The sequence below is a fragment of the Actinomadura sp. K4S16 genome, from assembly GCF_008327685.1.
GTDB lineage: Bacteria > Actinomycetota > Actinomycetes > Streptosporangiales > Streptosporangiaceae > Spirillospora.
The window spans coordinates 282,183-297,232 of record NZ_BDDE01000018.1 but is presented as its reverse complement, the minus strand read 5'-3'; the positions used below and the strand labels follow the sequence as shown (position 1 = coordinate 297,232).

Here is a 15,050-nt window from a genome sequence, read left to right as displayed (position 1 = left end):
TGTGGACGCGCCGGATCCGCGTCAAGGCCCGGCCGGGGTGATCTACGTCGCGGGAGCGAGCACGACGTCGACGGTGAGCGCGGCGGGTGCGGACTCCAGCGTCAGCTCGGCGATCCGCCCGGCCGCGGCCAGGTCGGGCCGCGCGATGTGCGTCACCTCCGCGCCCCGGACGACCGCGCGGGACACGTCGGCGCGCATCGACGCCCTGGCCTCGGACTTGGCCTTGCGGACCTGCCGGAGCGCCTCGCCGGTGGCCGCGAGGACGGCGGGGTCGCCGCCCGGCGGCAGCTCGGCGGCGGACGGCCACTCGGCCGTGTGCACCGATCCGTGCCGCCACCACGACCAGACCTCCTCGGTCACGAACGGCAGCACGGGTGCGAACAGGCGCAGCAGGACCGACAGCGCCGAGCGCAGCGCGGCCCGCGCCGACAGCGCCTCGGGGCCGTCCCCGTAGGCGCGGGCCTTGACCAGTTCCAGGTAGTCGTCGCAGAACTCCCAGAAGAACCGCTCCGTGCGCTCCAGAGCGCGCGCCCAGTCGTAGCCCTCGAACGCCTCGGTCGCCTCGTGGACGACCCCGGCCAGCGCCGCCAGCATCGCCTTGTCCAGCGGCTCGGTGACCGCCGCGGCCGGGCCCGCCTCGCCGAGCCCGAGCACGAACTTCGAGGCGTTGAGGATCTTGATGGCGAGGCGGCGGCCCACCTTGATCTGGCCGGTGTCGAACGCGGTGTCGGTGCCGGGGCGCCCGCTCGCCGCCCAGTAGCGGACGGCGTCGGAGCCGTACTCGCGCAGCAGGTCGATCGGCGTGACGACGTTGCCCTTGGACTTCGACATCTTCTTGCGGTCGGGGTCGAGGATCCACCCGGACAGGGTGGTGCCCTTCCACGGCAGCGTGCCCTGCTCCAGGTGCGCGCGGACGACCGTGCAGAACAACCACGTCCGGATGATGTCGTGCCCCTGCGGCCGCAGGTCGAAGGGGAAGACGCGGCCGAACAGGTCGGTGTCGCGCTCCCAGCCGCCCGCGATCTGCGGGGTCAGCGAGGAGGTCGCCCAGGTGTCCATGATGTCGGGGTCGCCGGTGAAGCCGCCCGGCCTGCCGCGCTGCTCCTCGGTGAATCCGGGCGGGACGTCGGACGAGGGGTCGACCGGCAGCGCGTCCTCGGCCGGCACGATCGGGTCGGCGTACACCGGCTCGCCGGCGTCGTCCAGCCGGTACCAGACGGGGATCGGCACGCCGAAGAACCGCTGCCGCGAGATCAGCCAGTCGCCGTTCAGCCCCTCGACCCAGTTCTCGTAGCGGGCCCGCATGTAGCCGGGGTGCCACTCCAGCTCCCGGCCGCGGGCGAGCATCTCCGCGCGGACGCCCTCGTCGCGGCCGCCGTTGCGGATGTACCACTGCCGGGTCGTGACGATCTCGAGCGGCCTGCTGCCCTTCTCGTAGAACTTCACCGGCCGGCTGATCTTGCGGGGCTCGCCGTCCAGGTCGCCGGACTCGCGCAGCAGCTCGACGACGCGCTCCTTGGCCGAGAAGACCGTCTTGCCCGCCAGCTCCGCGTACGGCTCCGCGGCGACGCCCTCCGGCGGGTCGGCGGCGAGCCGCCCGTCCCAGCCGATGATCGCGCGGGTCGGCAGGTCCAGCTCGCGCCACCAGGTGACGTCCGTGACGTCGCCGAACGTGCAGATCATCGCGATCCCGGAGCCCTTGTCCGGCTCGGCCAGCCGGTGCGCGACGACCGGGACCTCCACGCCGAACAGCGGCGTGCGCACGGTCGTCCCGAACAGCTCCTGGTACCGCTCGTCGTCGGGGTGCGCGACCAGCGCGACGCAGGCGGGCAGCAGCTCGGGCCGCGTCGTCTCGATGTAGACCGGGCGCTCGTCGCCGTGGAACCGGATCCGGTAGAACGCGCCGGGGTGCTCGCGGTCCTCCAGCTCGGCCTGCGCCACGGCGGTGCGGAAGGTGACGTCCCACAGCGTCGGCGCCTCGGAGAGGTACGCCTCGCCGCGCGCCAGGTTGCGCAGGAACGCGCGCTGGGACGCCGTCCGGGCGGCGCGCCCGATGGTCGTGTAGAGCAGGCTCCAGTCGACCGAGAGGCCGACGCGGCGCCACACCTCCTCGAACGCCTTCTCGTCGACCTCGGTGAGGCGCTCGCAAAGCTCGATGAAATTGCGCCGCGAGACCGGCTGCTGGCGCTTGGCGTCGGGCTTGGCCGGAGGCTCGAAGTCCGGATCGTAGGGAAGGGACGGTTCGCACCGGACGCCGAAGTGGTTCTGCACGCGGCGCTCGGTCGGCAGGCCGTTATCGTCCCAGCCCATCGGGTAGAAGACCGCCCGACCGCGCATGCGGTGGTACCGGGCGATGGTGTCGGTTTGGGTGTAGGAGAAGACGTGGCCGACGTGGAGGGAGCCGCTCACGGTGGGCGGCGGGGTGTCGATCGAGTACACCTCGCCGCGCGGCCTGGTGCGGTCGAAGCGGTAGACGCCGCCCTCCTCCCAGGCGCGTACCCATGTGTCCTCCAGGCCGTCCAGGGAGGGCTTCGGAGGGACGTTCGGAGTACGCGGCTGCTCTGTCATGAGGCCAATCGTATTGACATCGGCCCGGATCGCATGCCGATTACCGGCGCCGACGCGGCGATCACCTGCACCGCCCGGGGCAGGCGGTTCCGGTAGCGTCGGAGACGACAGGACGAGAGAGGACCAACATGGCGGACAAGGGCGACATCGGCTGGCGGGTGATGGCCGGGGCGGCCGCATTCGCGGGCGGCTTCGTCGCGAAGAAAGTGATCACGCTGGCCTGGAAGAAGAGCACCGGCAAGGAGCCGCCGACCAATCCCGAGTCCCCCGATGTGGCGCTGTCCGAGGCGATCGGGTGGGCCGTGGTGATGGGGGTCGGCATGGAGGTCGCGCGGCTGCTCGCCACCCGCGCCGCCGCCCACCAGTATGCCAAGAGCACCGGCCAGAGCCCGTCCCATCTCAAGGCCGAGGTCTGAGACCCCCGGACGGGGGCCCGGCCCCCGTCCGGCGGGTGAACGCGCCGTGGCCGGTCCCTTCGTCGATGGAAGGGACCGGCCACGGCGCGTTCTCGTCCGGTCGGGTCTTCGCGAACGGGCTCGCCGGGTGCGGCGAGCCGCTCCCTCGATGCCCGGTCGTGCCGCCTAGGGGGAGGGCGGCGCACAGGGGGTTTCAGACGGCTTACCAGGGGTTCGGGCTGGGTGCTAGGGGTTCAGGCGGGGCTGGTCGCCGGAGAGCGGGGGCAGGCTGCCGGCGATCTCCCTGAGGTCGCCCCGGACCTTCAGGGCCAGCGCCCTGGTCGCGGAGCGGTTGAGCGCGGCCCCGGCCGCGGCGCCGGTGAGGAGGGGGCCCATGGTGGACAGGCTCCGGCCGAAGACGCGGAGCATGCGCTTGCGCAGCGCGCTCTTGGCGGCCGTGCCGAGAGCGCTGGTCAGGGAACCGCTCTCCAGGGGGTTGACGCCGCGCTGCCGCGCCCAGGACGTCACGAACGCCGCGCCGCGCGCGGTCCCGCTGCCCTGGACGCTGACGCCGTAGACCTCGTGCAGCTCGGCGATCATCTTCACCTCGATGGCCGCGACGACGAGCGTCTCGGCGGCGAGCTGGGCCGGCGCCGTCAGCAGCAGCGGCGGGGCTGCGAACTCCACGGCCGCCAGCGCGCCGCCGGCGGCGCCCACGGCGGTGGTGGCGTTGCCGGCCGCCTTGACGATCCGGTCGGCGAGCTCCTCCCCCATCACCCCGTGGTGGTGGGCCTGGAGGGTCTCCAGATCGCGGATCGGGATGTGCGGGGCCGCCGCCACGAGCAGGTCGGCCAGCCACCTGCCGCGCGCGACGCCCGCGGCGCCCACTCTGCGGGCGCTCTGGCCGAGCAGTCCGGCCAGTCGCCCGAGCAGGCGGCCGCGGGTCTCGCGGTCCATGTCCTCGTCGGAGGTGAGCCTGCCGATCAGCTCACCCAGCTCCGTGGAGCCGTCGCCGCGCACCGGCTCCACCTCGCCGCGACGCGGTTCGTCCTCTCCCGTCACCCGTCCTCTCCCGTCACGCGGCCACTCCCGGTCACCTGGCGGCGACCGCCGGTCAGGCGGCGCATTCGCGGCAGACCGGCTGACCGTTCTTCTCGGTGGCCAGCTGGCTGCGGTGGTGCACCAGGAAGCAGCGCGTGCAGGTGAACTCGTCGGCCTGCCGGGGGACCACCCGGAAGGTGAGCTCCTCGTTCGACAGGTCGGCGCCCGGCAGCTCGGCGACCTCGCCGGCGTCCAGGTCCTCGTCGATGATGCTGGCGGCCTTGTCGGCGCGCCGGGCCTGGAGCTCCTGGAGGCTGTCCTCGCTCAGGTCGTCGTCTGTCTTACGTGGGCTGTCGTAGTCGGTCGCCATCTTCTATCTCCATCCCCCTCAGTGCTTTATGCGCCCCGTCGCGCGGATCTAACGCACGGGGGGCCGTTCTTGTGCCCGATCCGGGCGGGAAATTCTGTCACGTTTGGTGACCTGCGACACACGAGGCGCGACCGTTCCCACGAGTGACTCCCGTCACCCGGCTCATTCCTCGCACTGTGTCTTCGGTCACACACCCGCCGGATGCCACGGCCCCGTAGGGGGCCGGAGCACCTGCCGGGGATCCCGCGGCGGCGGGGATCATATCGGTCCCGGGAGGGTTGTGCGCACCGACCGGCCGGGCGCGGCGGGACGGCCCGATCCGGCTGCCGGAACACCGAACCGGACGCATCAGTGAAACGTCTGAACTAACGCGATATCGTGCCCGCCTGAGGTTGGGGGCGGGCCCCCTGCGGGGGTCAGCCCGGCGATCGCCGGCAGGGGACCCCCGCAAGCGGGTCCGGCGCACAATGTCGCAGACATCACTGCGGGTCAATGGAGGGTCAGATGCCGGATGCCGCTCCGCTGGAGCCGGGCGATCCTAGGGCACTCGGACGGTACGAGGTCATTGGACGACTGGGCGCCGGGGGCCAGGGCGCCGTCTTCCTGGGCAAGGCGCCCAACGGGGAGTACGTCGCCGTCAAGCTGCTGCACGCGCAGATGGCGAACGATCCCGCCGCGCGTGCCCGGTTCACCCGCGAGGTGGCGGCGGCGCAGAAGGTCGAGCCCTTCTGCACGGCGCGGGTCCTGGAGGCCGACGTCCAGGGCGACCAGCCCTACGTCGTCAGCGAGTTCATCGACGGGCCGTCCCTGCACGACGTGGTCGCGCACGACGGCCCGCGGAGCGCGGCGGAGCTGGAGCGGCTCGCGATCGGCACGGTGACCGCGCTCGCGGCCATCCACGAGGCCGGGATCGTGCACCGCGACTTCAAGCCGAACAACGTCATGCTGGCCGCGGACGGCCCGCGCGTCGTCGACTTCGGCATCGCGCGGACGGTCAACTCGCAGGAGAGCGCCGTCACCGCGACGGGCATGGTGGTGGGCACGCCGGGCTACCTCGCGCCCGAGCAGCTCACCGGCGCGCCCCTGACACCGGCGGTCGACATCTTCGCCTGGGGCGCGACCATGGTGTTCGCCGCCACCGGGCAGTCGCCGTTCGAGGCCGAGACGCTGCCGGTCATCATCAACCGGATCCTCAACGAGGAGCCCGACCTGTCGGCGCTTCCCCCGGGCCCGGTGCGCGACCTGGTCGGGCGCTGCCTGTCCAAGGACGCCGGCCTGCGCCCCCCGGCGGCGCAGCTGCTGCTGAACCTGCTCGGCCACGTCGGCGCCGCGCCCGCGAACCAGGGCGCCGGGCAGGAGGACCTGCTCAACCAGGGCACCCGGATCGCCTCGCAGCTTCCGCCGCCGCCCCCGGTGCCGCCGGCGCCGCGGCCCCAGCCGCGGCAGCAGCCGATCACCCCGCCGCCGATGCCGCTGCACCAGGGCGGGATGGGCGGGATGGGCGGCCCGGCCACGCCGCCGCCGCAGCCGATCACGCCGCCGCCGATGGCGATGTACCAGGGCGGGGCGATGCCGCCGCAGACGCCGCCGCCGATGCAGATGCCGCCCGGCCCGCCGGGGCCGCAGTACGGGCCGCCGCCGAAGCAGTCCAGCTCCGCGGGGCCGATCATCGCGATCGGCTGCGGCGCGCTCGCGCTGATCGTGATCCTGGTGGTCGTGGTCCTCGCCATCATCGGCGCCAACAGCGACGACGACCCGCCGACGCCGACCTACTCGCCGCCGAACACCTACACGCCGAGCGAGACGCCGACCACGAGCACCACGGGCGGGCTGCTCGGGAACTTCACCGGCGACGGCAACCAGCCGAACGCCGGGTCGGGCCACACCCGGTTCAACGTCAAGTTCTCCCTGCTCTACTCCAGCGGCGTCGCGACGTACAGCTACCCGTCCGGCGCGCAGGACAACTGCTACACCCGGCTCTCGCTGCTGTCCGGCGACGAGAACAGCTCGAAGATCGAGTACCGGGAGACGCCGATGGCGGGGATGGACCCGAAGGAGTGCGCGTCCGGATACGTCACGTTCATCCCGTCCTCGAGCACCACGATGCGGTGGGAGTGGCGCCAGCTCCAGTCCGAGACGACCGCGACCGCGTACGGGACCGTGTCCAAGTCATGACCGGGACCTCCAGGGCGATGTCCGAGATCTCCAAGGCATGACCGGGGTCGCCCCCCTCCGCGAGGGCGACCCCTCCCGGCTCGGCGCGTACCGGCTGACCGGCCTCCTCGGCGAGGGCGGGCAGGGCGCCGTCTACCTCGGGGAGGACGAACCGGGCCACCGGGTCGCCGTGAAGCTGCTGCACGCGCGCTTCAGCGGCGACCCGAAGGCCCGCTCGCGGTTCGCGGCCGAGGTCGCGGTCGCCAAGCGGGTGTCCGCGTTCTGCACGGCCCGCGTCCTGGACTCCGACGTCGAGGGCGACCGCCCCTACATCGTCAGCGAGTACATCGACGGGCCGGCGCTGTCGCGGGTGCTGGCGCAGGACGGCCCGCGGCGCGGCGCCGACCTGGACCGGCTGGCGATCGGGACGATGACGGCGCTCGCCGCGATCCACCAGGCGGGGGTCGTGCACCGCGACTTCAAGCCCGCCAACGTGCTGCTCGCGCCGGACGGCCCGCGGGTGATCGACTTCGGCATCGCGCGGGCGCTGGACGCCACCGGGACCATGTCGAGCACCGCGGTCGGCACACCCGCCTACATGGCGCCGGAGCAGATCTCCGGGGCGCGGGTCGGACCGGCCGCCGACGTGTTCGCGTGGGGCGCCACGATGGTCTATGCGGCGAGCGGGCGGCCGGCGTTCGGGCAGGACTCGATCCCCGCGGTGATGCACCGCATCCTGAACATGGCGCCCGACCTCGGCGAGCTTCCCGACCCGCTCCGCGGAATCGTGGCCGACTGCCTCAGCAAGGACCCGGCGCTGCGCCCCGCCTCCCAGCAGGTCCTGGCGCACCTGCTGGCGCTGGCCGGAAGCCTGCCCCAGCCCGTCGGTCCGCGCGGCGGCGAGGACGCCGTGATGCTAACCCAGGGCGCCCGGACGGCTGCCGCCGAGTCCGCACGGCTGCGGACGCAGACGCCGCCGCCGGTCCCGACGCCTTTCCAGGCCGGGCCTTCCATGCCGCAGACGCCGCCGCCCATGCCCGGCCCGACGTGGCCCTCCCCCACTCCACCGCTCAACGGGAACACGCCCCCGACGTGGGCGTCCGTCTCCGCGCCAGGGGTCGACTTCACCAAGCCGTCCGGTACCCGCAGGAAGCCCGGCATCGGCGTCCTCGCCGGCGTCGGCGGCGCCGCGCTGGCCGTGCTGACGCTCGCCGCCGCCGTGGCATGGGTCCAGTTCCGCGGAAACGACCGCCCCAGCGCGGAGGACGACGGCGGACGGATCGGCGGGACGCTGCCGGTCATGATGGCGTCGCCGGGCACCGCGAACGGCGAGATCGACCCGTCCCACGCCGTCGCCGGCACCGAGCGGTTCCTCACCAAGCAGCTGTTCACGGGCCTCACCGAGGTCGGCGCCGACGGCGTCGCGCGCAACCGGCTCGCCACGGCGGTCAGGCCGGACGCGCAGTGCCGGACGTGGAGCATCACGATCAAGGGCGGGACGACCTTCAGCGACGGCGAACCGGTCGACGCGGAGGCGTTCGCGCGCGGCTGGGCGCGCAGCGCGGCGGAGAAGACCGGCGCCGGGTCCTACCTGATGAACGACATCGAGGGGTACGCCTCGGTGGCGAGCGCCGGGAGCGGGGAGCTGCCCGGCGTCAAGGCGATCTCGGCGACATCGCTGGTGGTCACGCTCACCACCCCCAACTGCGACTTCGCGGCCCGGCTGTCCGAACCGGCGTTCATGCCCGCTCCGCGGACGGCGGGCAGGCCCGACGACGCGGCGTTCAACACCCGTCCGATCGGCAACGGCCCGTTCAAGGTGCAGGACTACAGCAAGGACGCGTCGGTCTCCCTCGTCCGCAACGACAGATGGGCGTTCGGCAGGACCAGGCTGGACGGCGTGACCGTGACGCTGAACGGCGACACGACCAAGAACCAGGTCTCCTACGCGGCCGGGCGGGCCGACTGGTACGCGGTCGGCACCGAGGAGATGGCATCGGTGCCGAGGACGGGTCTGGCCTCCAGTCCCCTGCCGTTCACCCGGATGCTCGTCCCGATCACCGCCCGGGGTCCGATGGCGTCGAAGGACGCGCGGCAGGCCGTCTCCTACGCCCTCGACCGGAGCAAGCTCAGCACGGCGCTCGGCGGCTTCTCCAAGCCCGCGCACGGCATCGTCCCGGTGTCCGTCCCCGGATTCGGCAAGCGGGGCGTCTGCCCGTCCTGCGACGGGATGGACCCTGAGAAGGCGAAGCTGCTGGCCATCCGGGCAGGGCTGCGGCCCGGGACGACCATCCGGCTCTACCACCGCGAGTCGCCCGTCGACCAGCGGCTCGCCGCGGTCGTGGGGGCACAGCTCGAGTCGCTGCTCGGCCTGCGGGTCGAGGAGAAGCGCTACCCGGTCGCCCAGTTCACGAAGTACCGCGACGACGTCATGGCCAAGGACGCGTCGGGGCTGGCCTTCCTGCCCTACGGCCCCGACTACCCGGGCGCCTACACGATGCTGTGGCCGCTCCTGGGCGGCGCCCAGAGCACCGACACGGGGTTCTACAACCTGGGCAAATGGAGTAACGCCTCCTTTAACAGGACGATCTCCCAAGCGCTCACGACCGCGGCGCCGGCCGAGCGCACGGCCCTGTTCCGGCAGGCCGAGAAGACGGCGCTGGACGACATGGCCCTCATCCCGCTCCTGAACGACGCCCGGGTCGCCGTGGTCCGGCCCGGCAAGTACCTCAAGCTGGGGATGGACTACGACGGCGACCCGACCGTGGCGGCCGCCGCGCTGAAGTAGCCGCGGCCGCCGCGCTCAGGTGGCCGCGCTCACGCGGCGGGCGGGAGCCGGACGGTGACGATCAGCCCGCCGCCCGGCCGCGGCACCGCGTAGACGGCGCCGCGGTGCGCCAGCACCACCGAGCGGACGATCGACAGGCCGAGCCCCGCGCCCTTGGAGGACTCGACGCGGTCGGCGTTCAGCCGCCGGAACGGCTCGAACAGCCGCTCCACCTCGTAGGCGGGCACGACGGGCCCGGTGTTCTCGACCTGGACGGTGGCGTAGCCCTCCAGCATGCCGGTCCGGATCCACAGCTCGCCGCCGGACTCGACGTTGTGCTTGATCGCGTTCTCGACGAGGTTGGACACCAGGTGCTCCAGCAGCACCGGGTCGCCGAGCGCCGTCCCGGACGTCAGCTCGGGGTGGACGGCCACGTCGTTGTCGTGGTCGCGGCGCGCCGACTGCTCCAGCACCGCCGCCGCCACCTCCGCCAGGTCGACCGGCGTGCGGGCGGTCAGCTCCCGCTCGCTGCGGGCGAGCAGCAGCAGCCCCTCGATGAGCCGCTCGTGCCGGGCGTTGGTCGCCAGCAGCGTCCGGCCGACGGCGCGCAGGTCGTCGGAGGCCTCCGGGTCGCCGAGCGCCACCTCCAGCAGCGTCCGGTTGATCGCGAGCGGGGTGCGCAGCTCGTGCGAGGCGTTCGCGACGAACCGGCGCTGGGTGTCGAACGCCTGCCCGAGCCGCTCCAGCATCGCGTCGAACGTGTCGGCCAGCTCCTTGATCTCGTCGTCCGGGCCCTCCAGCGCTATCCGCTCGTGCAGCGTGCTCTCCGACAGCCGGCGCGCGGTGGTGGTGACCCGCTGCAGGGGGCTGAGGGCGCGGTCGGCGACGAACCAGCCGAGCACCAGGGTGATGACGCCCACCCCGCCGAGCGCGAGCAGCGACCGCCCGACGAGCTGCCGCATCGTCTGCTCGACGAACTGGCGCTGCAGCTCGGCCGACTCCTCGGCGGAGATGCCGAGCCCGATCACCTTGACGTTGCCGAGGATGTTGGCCATCAGCACCGACATCACGAACAGCAGCAGCGCGCCCGCCATGAAGAACAGCAGCCCGTAGAGCAGAGTGAGGCGCAGCCGCACGCTCATCCGGCCGGGCAGCACGGGCACCTGGCCGAACGGCCCGGCGCCCTCGCCGCGCCACATGCCCTTCGCGGCCGGGTACGGCTGGGGGACCTGCTGCGGGCCCGGGCGCCTCCACCGGCCGCCGCGCCGGGCCCCCGCGTCACCGGCCTCGCCGGCCACGGCCGTCACGGACGCCGGCTGCGCGGCCCGCGCGCCGTCCCCCGCGGGCGGGTTCGGGCGGGCTCCGTCGTCCTGCGGCCCGCCCGGACGGTTCTGGGGTGCGGTCTCCTCGGTCACAGCCGGTATCCCACTCCCGGCACGGTCTCGATCACCGGGGGGTCGCCGAGCTTCTTTCGCAGCGTCATCATCGTGACCCGGACCACGTTGGTGAACGGGTCGATGTGCTCGTCCCACGCCTTCTCCAGCAGGTGCTCGGAGCTGACGACGGCGCCGTCGGCGCTCAGCAGCACCTCCAGCACCGCGAACTCCTTGCGGGTGAGCTCCACGGGGCGGCCGTCGCGCGAGACCTCGCGGCGGGCCGGGTCGAGGGTGATCCCGGCGCGCTCCAGCACGGGCGGCAGCGGCGCGGCGGCGCGCCGGCCGAGGGCCCGCACCCGGGCGATCAGCTCGGCGAACGCGAACGGCTTGGCCAGGTAGTCGTCGGCGCCGATGGACAGCCCCTCGACCCGGTCGTCCAGCTCCCCCGCCGCCGTCAGCATGATGATCCGCGCCGGGTAGCGCTGCGCCACGAGCTGCTTGCAGACGTCGTCGCCGTGCACCTTGGGCAGGTCGCGGTCCAGCACGATCACGTCGTACTCGTTGACCCCCGCGCGCTCCAGCGCGCCCGCCCCGTCGTAGGCCACGTCCACGGCCAGCGTCTGCCGACGCAGGCCGGTGGCGATCGCGTCGGCGAGCACGCGCTCGTCCTCGACGACTAGAACACGCAAGGGTCCCCCTTCTGGTCGGGGCACGGCCGGCCCCATGCTTCGAGGATGCACGCGCTTCGCGCATGCTCGCTCCACCGCGTCGAGCCGTTCACCGTGCCCGCTTCAGATATGCCATGGAAGCCGTAAGACGCCCGTAAGCAGGTGTTCCTCTTCTGGTACGCCAGATCGTGATCTCACCGACGCAAGAATCCGCGAAAATTGCACCGGCGGACAGGTTTGACTCAAGCCTAGGCCTGGGTAGGCATGGGCACGATCCGGGAGGAGGCCCATGGGCGAGTTGTCACGCATGATCCAGCAGCGGCTCGACGACGCGTACGCGTCGCTGCGGAGCGCCCACGCGGATGGTGACACCTACCTGGCGGACATTCGCCAGGAGGAGATCGACGACCTGCGCCGGATCGCAGCGAACAACGACATCGGCGTCGAACCGCCCCGCTGCGACTGACCCGCCGTCGCAAGGCGCTGTCCGTGACGGGGAGCCCGGGGCCCGGCCCCGCGCTCCCCGTTTCGGTGCCCACTCCTCCTCGCCGGTCCCGGCCCTCGGCGGGCGCCGTCCCGCGTCAGTCCCTGGTCGGGTCGAGGGGGGCCAGCAGGTCGTGCAGCGCCTCGAAGGTGCCCGGTCCGGCGGCGATGGTCAGCTCGGGGCCCGGGGCCGCGCCGTGCAGGCCCTCGACGCGCCCGCCCGCCTCCCGGACGATCAGCCCGCCGGCCGCGATGTCCCAGGCCTGGACGCCGCGCTCGTAGTAGGCGTCCGCCCGCCCTGCGGCGAGGGAGCACAGGTCCACGCAGCACGACCCGCCCCGGCGGATGTCGCGGATGCTCGGCAGCACCCCGGTGAGGACCTCCGCCTGCCGCGCCCGCCGGCCCGCGTCGTAGCCGAACCCGGTGGACACGAGCGCCCTGCCGAGCGGCACGTCCGCGTTGACGCGGAGCTCGCGCGCGCCCGACCTGGTGTGCTGCAGGGCGCCGCCGCCGCGCACCGCCGTGTAGGTCTCGCCGCGGCGCGGGATCTCCACCACCCCGGCGACGGCCTCGCCGTCGACCTCGGCGGCGATGCTCACCGCCCAGTCGGGCAGGTCGTAGAGGTAGTTCACGGTCCCGTCGATCGGGTCGACCACCCAGCGCACGCCGCTCGCGCCGTCCTGGGTGCCGCCCTCCTCGCCGAGGAAGCCGTCGCCGGGCCGCACCGCCCTGATCCGCTCGATGATCAGCCGTTCGGCGGCCCGGTCCATCTGGGTGACGACGTCGGTGGGCGACGACTTGGTCTGGACGACGTCCGGGCCGCCGGCGGGGCGCTTGTCGACCAGCATCCGGCCCGCCTCGCGGGCGGTCGCCGCGGCGAGCTCCAGCAGCTCGTCGGCCAGGCTCATGAGACCTCTTCGAGAAGGTGGCGGGGAAGGGAGGCGAAGCGCGGGTCGCTTCCGGGCGTGGCGGCGCGCACGAACGCGAGCCCGAGCTCGGAGGCCCGTTCCGCGGCCTCGACGTCGAGGTCGTACTTGACCTCCATGTGATCGGAGACGAACCCGATCGGCACCACCGCGACGGCGCGGACACCCTGCCCGTGGAGGTCGTCCAGGTGGTCGGTGATCTGCGGGTCCAGCCACGGCTGGCTCGGAGGCCCGCTGCGGCTCTGGTACACGAGATCCCAGGGCGCGCCGGGGGCCGCCCGCTCCGCGACCGTCTGCGCGGCCGTGTGCAGCTCGGCGGTGTAGAGCTCCTGGTTGGGCTGGGACAGGGGCACGCTGTGGGCGGTGAAGACCAGCCGCGCGCCTTCGGGCAGGCGGCTCAGCGCGTCCTTGGCCGCGTCCACGAACGGGTCGATGAAACCGGGCCGGTCCGCGTAGACGGGGAGCTTGTCGATCTCAGGGGCGCCCGGGACCTCCTCGCGGGCGCGCGCGATGTCGGCGAGGTACTGGTCGTTCGTCGAGTAGCCGCTGTAGGCGGACGTGACGAACGCGGCCGCGCGCCGGATCCCGTCCTCCTTCATCTGCCGGACGGTGTCGGCGAGGTAGGGATTCCAGTTCCGGTTGCCCCAGTACACCGGCAGGTCCACGCCGTGGGCGGCGAAGTCCGCCTCGATCGCGGCCTTGAGGTCGCGGCACTGCTGGTTGATCGGGCTGACCCCGCCGAACAGGAAGTAGTGCTCCCCCACCTCCTCGAGGCGCTCCTTGGGGATGTTGCGGCCCCTGGTGACGTTCTCCAGGAACGGGACGACCTCTTCGGGCCCCTCCGGCCCTCCGAAGGACAGCAGTAGCAATGCGTCGTACGACGTCATGCGTCCATCCAATCAGCCCCGGCCGCGATCACCCGCCAGGGGTGGTCACTCGTAGCGCGCCGAGTAGGCGTTCGCCAGATTGAGGACCTTCTGGACGTACCAGTCGGCGTGGTTGTACTGCCAGACGGCCCGGTAGAGCTGCTTCCCGCCGCGGCCCGCCCCGTTGGCGCACAGGTACTTGGCCGCTCCGGGGATGGCGTCGTAGGGGTTCGTGATGTCGGCCTTGCCGTCGCCGTCGCCGTCCACCCCGTACGCCTTCCAGGTGGAGGGCAGGAACTGCATCGGGCCGAGCGCGCCCGCGCTGGAGCGGCCGGCGTTGCGCCCGTGGTCGCTCTCGACCTGGCCGATCGCGGCGAGGACCGTCCAGGACAGGCCGGGGCAGCTCTTGGCCGCCTGCTTGTAGAGGTCCAGGTAGCTGCCGGGCCGGCCGCCGTCGGCGGGCGCCTGGTACTTGGTGTCGTGCAGGTTCAGGACGCTCGTGCCCGGGCCGAGGATCTTGGTCACGGCCTGGACGACCTTGCCGGGGCTCACCCCCGGCGCGTTGACGAGGACCGCCACGTTCGGGACGAGCCCCATCTCCTCGCCGGACTTCCTGCTGACGAGCATGTCGATGCCGGGCAGGCCGAGCGGCCCGGAGCCGCCCATGGTCAGCCTCGGCATCGTCCGCGCCACCACCGGGTACTGGTAGCCGCGGTTGAGCTGCAACTGCTGGGCGGCGGCGGGCGACACGACGAACTGGTTCCCGGCCAGGGCCGCCCACAGGTCGGTCTTCTTCGCCGTACCGGGCGGCGTCCAGGAGCGGAACGCCGAGGGGTCCACGGCGAACGCGTTCACCTGGCGGCCCTGGAGCTGGACGGCGCCGCCCGCGACCGCCGCCACGTCCCTGACCTTGCCGAGCTTCGCGATCCGGGCGATCTTGGCGGCGGGGATCGAGCCGGTGCCGACGGCGAGCACGTCCGGCGGCACGACGCGGCGCAGGGGCGCGACCTGGCCGCCGGTGGCCACGTTGACCGGGTCGCCCGGCCGCACGCTCGGCGGCGCCGCCTCCTGCGGGTCGGTCTTGCCGGGCTTCTCCGTCTTCGTGGTCAGCGCCGCGTAGACGCCGCCGGAGGTGCTGGCGACGGCCAGGACCGCGATGCCGCCGATGAGGAACGGCAGCGCCCTGCCGCCCCGCCGCTGCGGCGCGTTCCTCCCCCGCGGATCCCGCTTCTTCTTCTCGGGCCGCGGCCTCGGCGGGCGGGCGGCGGGCGCCTCACCGCCGGGCGCGCCGGTGCGCGGAGCTGAAGGAGGAGCCACAACATTTCCCCACGAGTGTCGCTACGGACGGTTGACCTGCTGTGGTTACCGGATCGTACGGTATCGCCGACTCTGTGCCCCCGATCGGGCTTCCGAAAAATGTGAACTTTCCTCACGAT

Annotated in this window: 12 protein-coding genes; 4 read left to right on the top strand and 8 right to left on the bottom strand. The window is 72.9% G+C overall.

From position 1 onward, the window contains the following. Positions 1 to 42: 42 nt before the first annotated feature. Positions 43 to 2,568, bottom strand: a complete 2,526-nt coding sequence (gene valS, locus K4S16_RS29445; RefSeq protein WP_149262295.1) for a valine--tRNA ligase — start codon at positions 2,566 to 2,568, stop codon at positions 43 to 45. A 128-nt stretch (positions 2,569 to 2,696) separates the two neighbouring features. On the opposite strand from valS, the gene K4S16_RS29440 reads away from it, so the two are divergent. Then, entirely contained in the window at positions 2,697 to 2,984 is a 288-nt protein-coding gene (locus tag K4S16_RS29440) for a DUF4235 domain-containing protein (RefSeq protein ID WP_149262294.1), read from the top strand. A gap of 225 nt (positions 2,985 to 3,209) precedes the next feature. On the opposite strand, the gene K4S16_RS29435 is transcribed toward K4S16_RS29440, so the two are convergent. Both K4S16_RS29435 and K4S16_RS29430 read right to left on the bottom strand, forming a co-directional pair. Further along, entirely contained in the window at positions 3,210 to 4,025 is an 816-nt protein-coding gene (locus K4S16_RS29435) for a hypothetical protein (protein ID WP_235037142.1), read from the bottom strand. A gap of 52 nt (positions 4,026 to 4,077) precedes the next feature. Beyond that, the gene (locus tag K4S16_RS29430; protein WP_117404125.1) at positions 4,078 to 4,374 is read right to left on the bottom strand and encodes a DUF4193 domain-containing protein; all 297 of its coding nucleotides are present in this window, start codon (positions 4,372 to 4,374) and stop codon (positions 4,078 to 4,080) included. Between the two features lie 504 nt (positions 4,375 to 4,878). Between K4S16_RS29430 and K4S16_RS29425 the strand changes: the two genes are divergently transcribed. Further along, positions 4,879 to 6,549: a serine/threonine-protein kinase gene (locus K4S16_RS29425; protein WP_149262293.1), complete on the top strand. Its 1,671-nt coding sequence runs from the start codon at positions 4,879 to 4,881 to the stop codon at positions 6,547 to 6,549. 37 nt (positions 6,550 to 6,586) lie between these two features. Next, entirely contained in the window at positions 6,587 to 9,316 is a 2,730-nt protein-coding gene (locus K4S16_RS29420; RefSeq protein WP_149262292.1) for an ABC transporter substrate-binding protein, read from the top strand. A 29-nt stretch (positions 9,317 to 9,345) separates the two neighbouring features. Here the strand turns inward: K4S16_RS29420 and K4S16_RS29415 are convergent, their stop codons facing one another. Together K4S16_RS29415 and K4S16_RS29410 are read right to left on the bottom strand one after the other, a co-directional pair. Beyond that, on the bottom strand, positions 9,346 to 10,602 hold the full coding sequence (locus K4S16_RS29415) for a sensor histidine kinase (protein ID WP_375708351.1): 1,257 nt from the start codon (positions 10,600 to 10,602) through the stop codon (positions 9,346 to 9,348). 104 nt (positions 10,603 to 10,706) lie between these two features. Further along, on the bottom strand, positions 10,707 to 11,360 hold the full coding sequence (locus tag K4S16_RS29410; protein ID WP_149262291.1) for a response regulator transcription factor: 654 nt from the start codon (positions 11,358 to 11,360) through the stop codon (positions 10,707 to 10,709). A gap of 268 nt (positions 11,361 to 11,628) precedes the next feature. Between K4S16_RS29410 and K4S16_RS45245 the strand changes: the two genes are divergently transcribed. Continuing rightward, positions 11,629 to 11,805, top strand: a complete 177-nt coding sequence (locus tag K4S16_RS45245; protein WP_200842186.1) for a hypothetical protein — start codon at positions 11,629 to 11,631, stop codon at positions 11,803 to 11,805. 115 nt (positions 11,806 to 11,920) lie between these two features. On the opposite strand, the gene K4S16_RS29405 is transcribed toward K4S16_RS45245, so the two are convergent. From K4S16_RS29405 to K4S16_RS46730, 3 genes are read right to left on the bottom strand one after another with little or no spacing between them, the layout of a single operon-like run. Further along, the gene (locus tag K4S16_RS29405) at positions 11,921 to 12,730 is read right to left on the bottom strand and encodes an inositol monophosphatase family protein (protein ID WP_149262290.1); all 810 of its coding nucleotides are present in this window, start codon (positions 12,728 to 12,730) and stop codon (positions 11,921 to 11,923) included. Further along, positions 12,727 to 13,635: a ferrochelatase gene (locus K4S16_RS29400; RefSeq protein ID WP_149262289.1), complete on the bottom strand. Its 909-nt coding sequence runs from the start codon at positions 13,633 to 13,635 to the stop codon at positions 12,727 to 12,729. The genes K4S16_RS29405 and K4S16_RS29400 overlap by 4 nt, the downstream gene beginning before the upstream one ends. Before the next feature lie 45 nt (positions 13,636 to 13,680). Beyond that, positions 13,681 to 14,931 (bottom strand): lytic transglycosylase domain-containing protein, encoded by a 1,251-nt coding sequence (locus tag K4S16_RS46730; protein ID WP_149262288.1) that lies wholly within the window; start codon positions 14,929 to 14,931, stop codon positions 13,681 to 13,683. Positions 14,932 to 15,050 lie beyond the last annotated feature (119 nt).

Excerpts from the sequence above, each read along its gene's own strand:
- K4S16_RS29420 (WP_149262292.1), top strand. The coding sequence starts at position 6,587 with ATGACCGGGGTCGCCCCCCTCCGCGAGGGCGACCCCTCCCGGCTCGGC.
- K4S16_RS29440 (WP_149262294.1), top strand. The coding sequence starts at position 2,697 with ATGGCGGACAAGGGCGACATCGGCTGGCGGGTGATGGCCGGGGCGGCC.
- K4S16_RS45245 (WP_200842186.1), top strand. The coding sequence starts at position 11,629 with ATGGGCGAGTTGTCACGCATGATCCAGCAGCGGCTCGACGACGCGTAC.
- K4S16_RS29400 (WP_149262289.1), bottom strand. The coding sequence starts at position 13,635 with ATGACGTCGTACGACGCATTGCTACTGCTGTCCTTCGGAGGGCCGGAG.
- K4S16_RS29430 (WP_117404125.1), bottom strand. The coding sequence starts at position 4,374 with ATGGCGACCGACTACGACAGCCCACGTAAGACAGACGACGACCTGAGC.
- valS (WP_149262295.1), bottom strand. The coding sequence starts at position 2,568 with ATGACAGAGCAGCCGCGTACTCCGAACGTCCCTCCGAAGCCCTCCCTG.
- K4S16_RS29425 (WP_149262293.1), top strand. The coding sequence starts at position 4,879 with ATGCCGGATGCCGCTCCGCTGGAGCCGGGCGATCCTAGGGCACTCGGA.
- K4S16_RS29405 (WP_149262290.1), bottom strand. The coding sequence starts at position 12,730 with ATGAGCCTGGCCGACGAGCTGCTGGAGCTCGCCGCGGCGACCGCCCGC.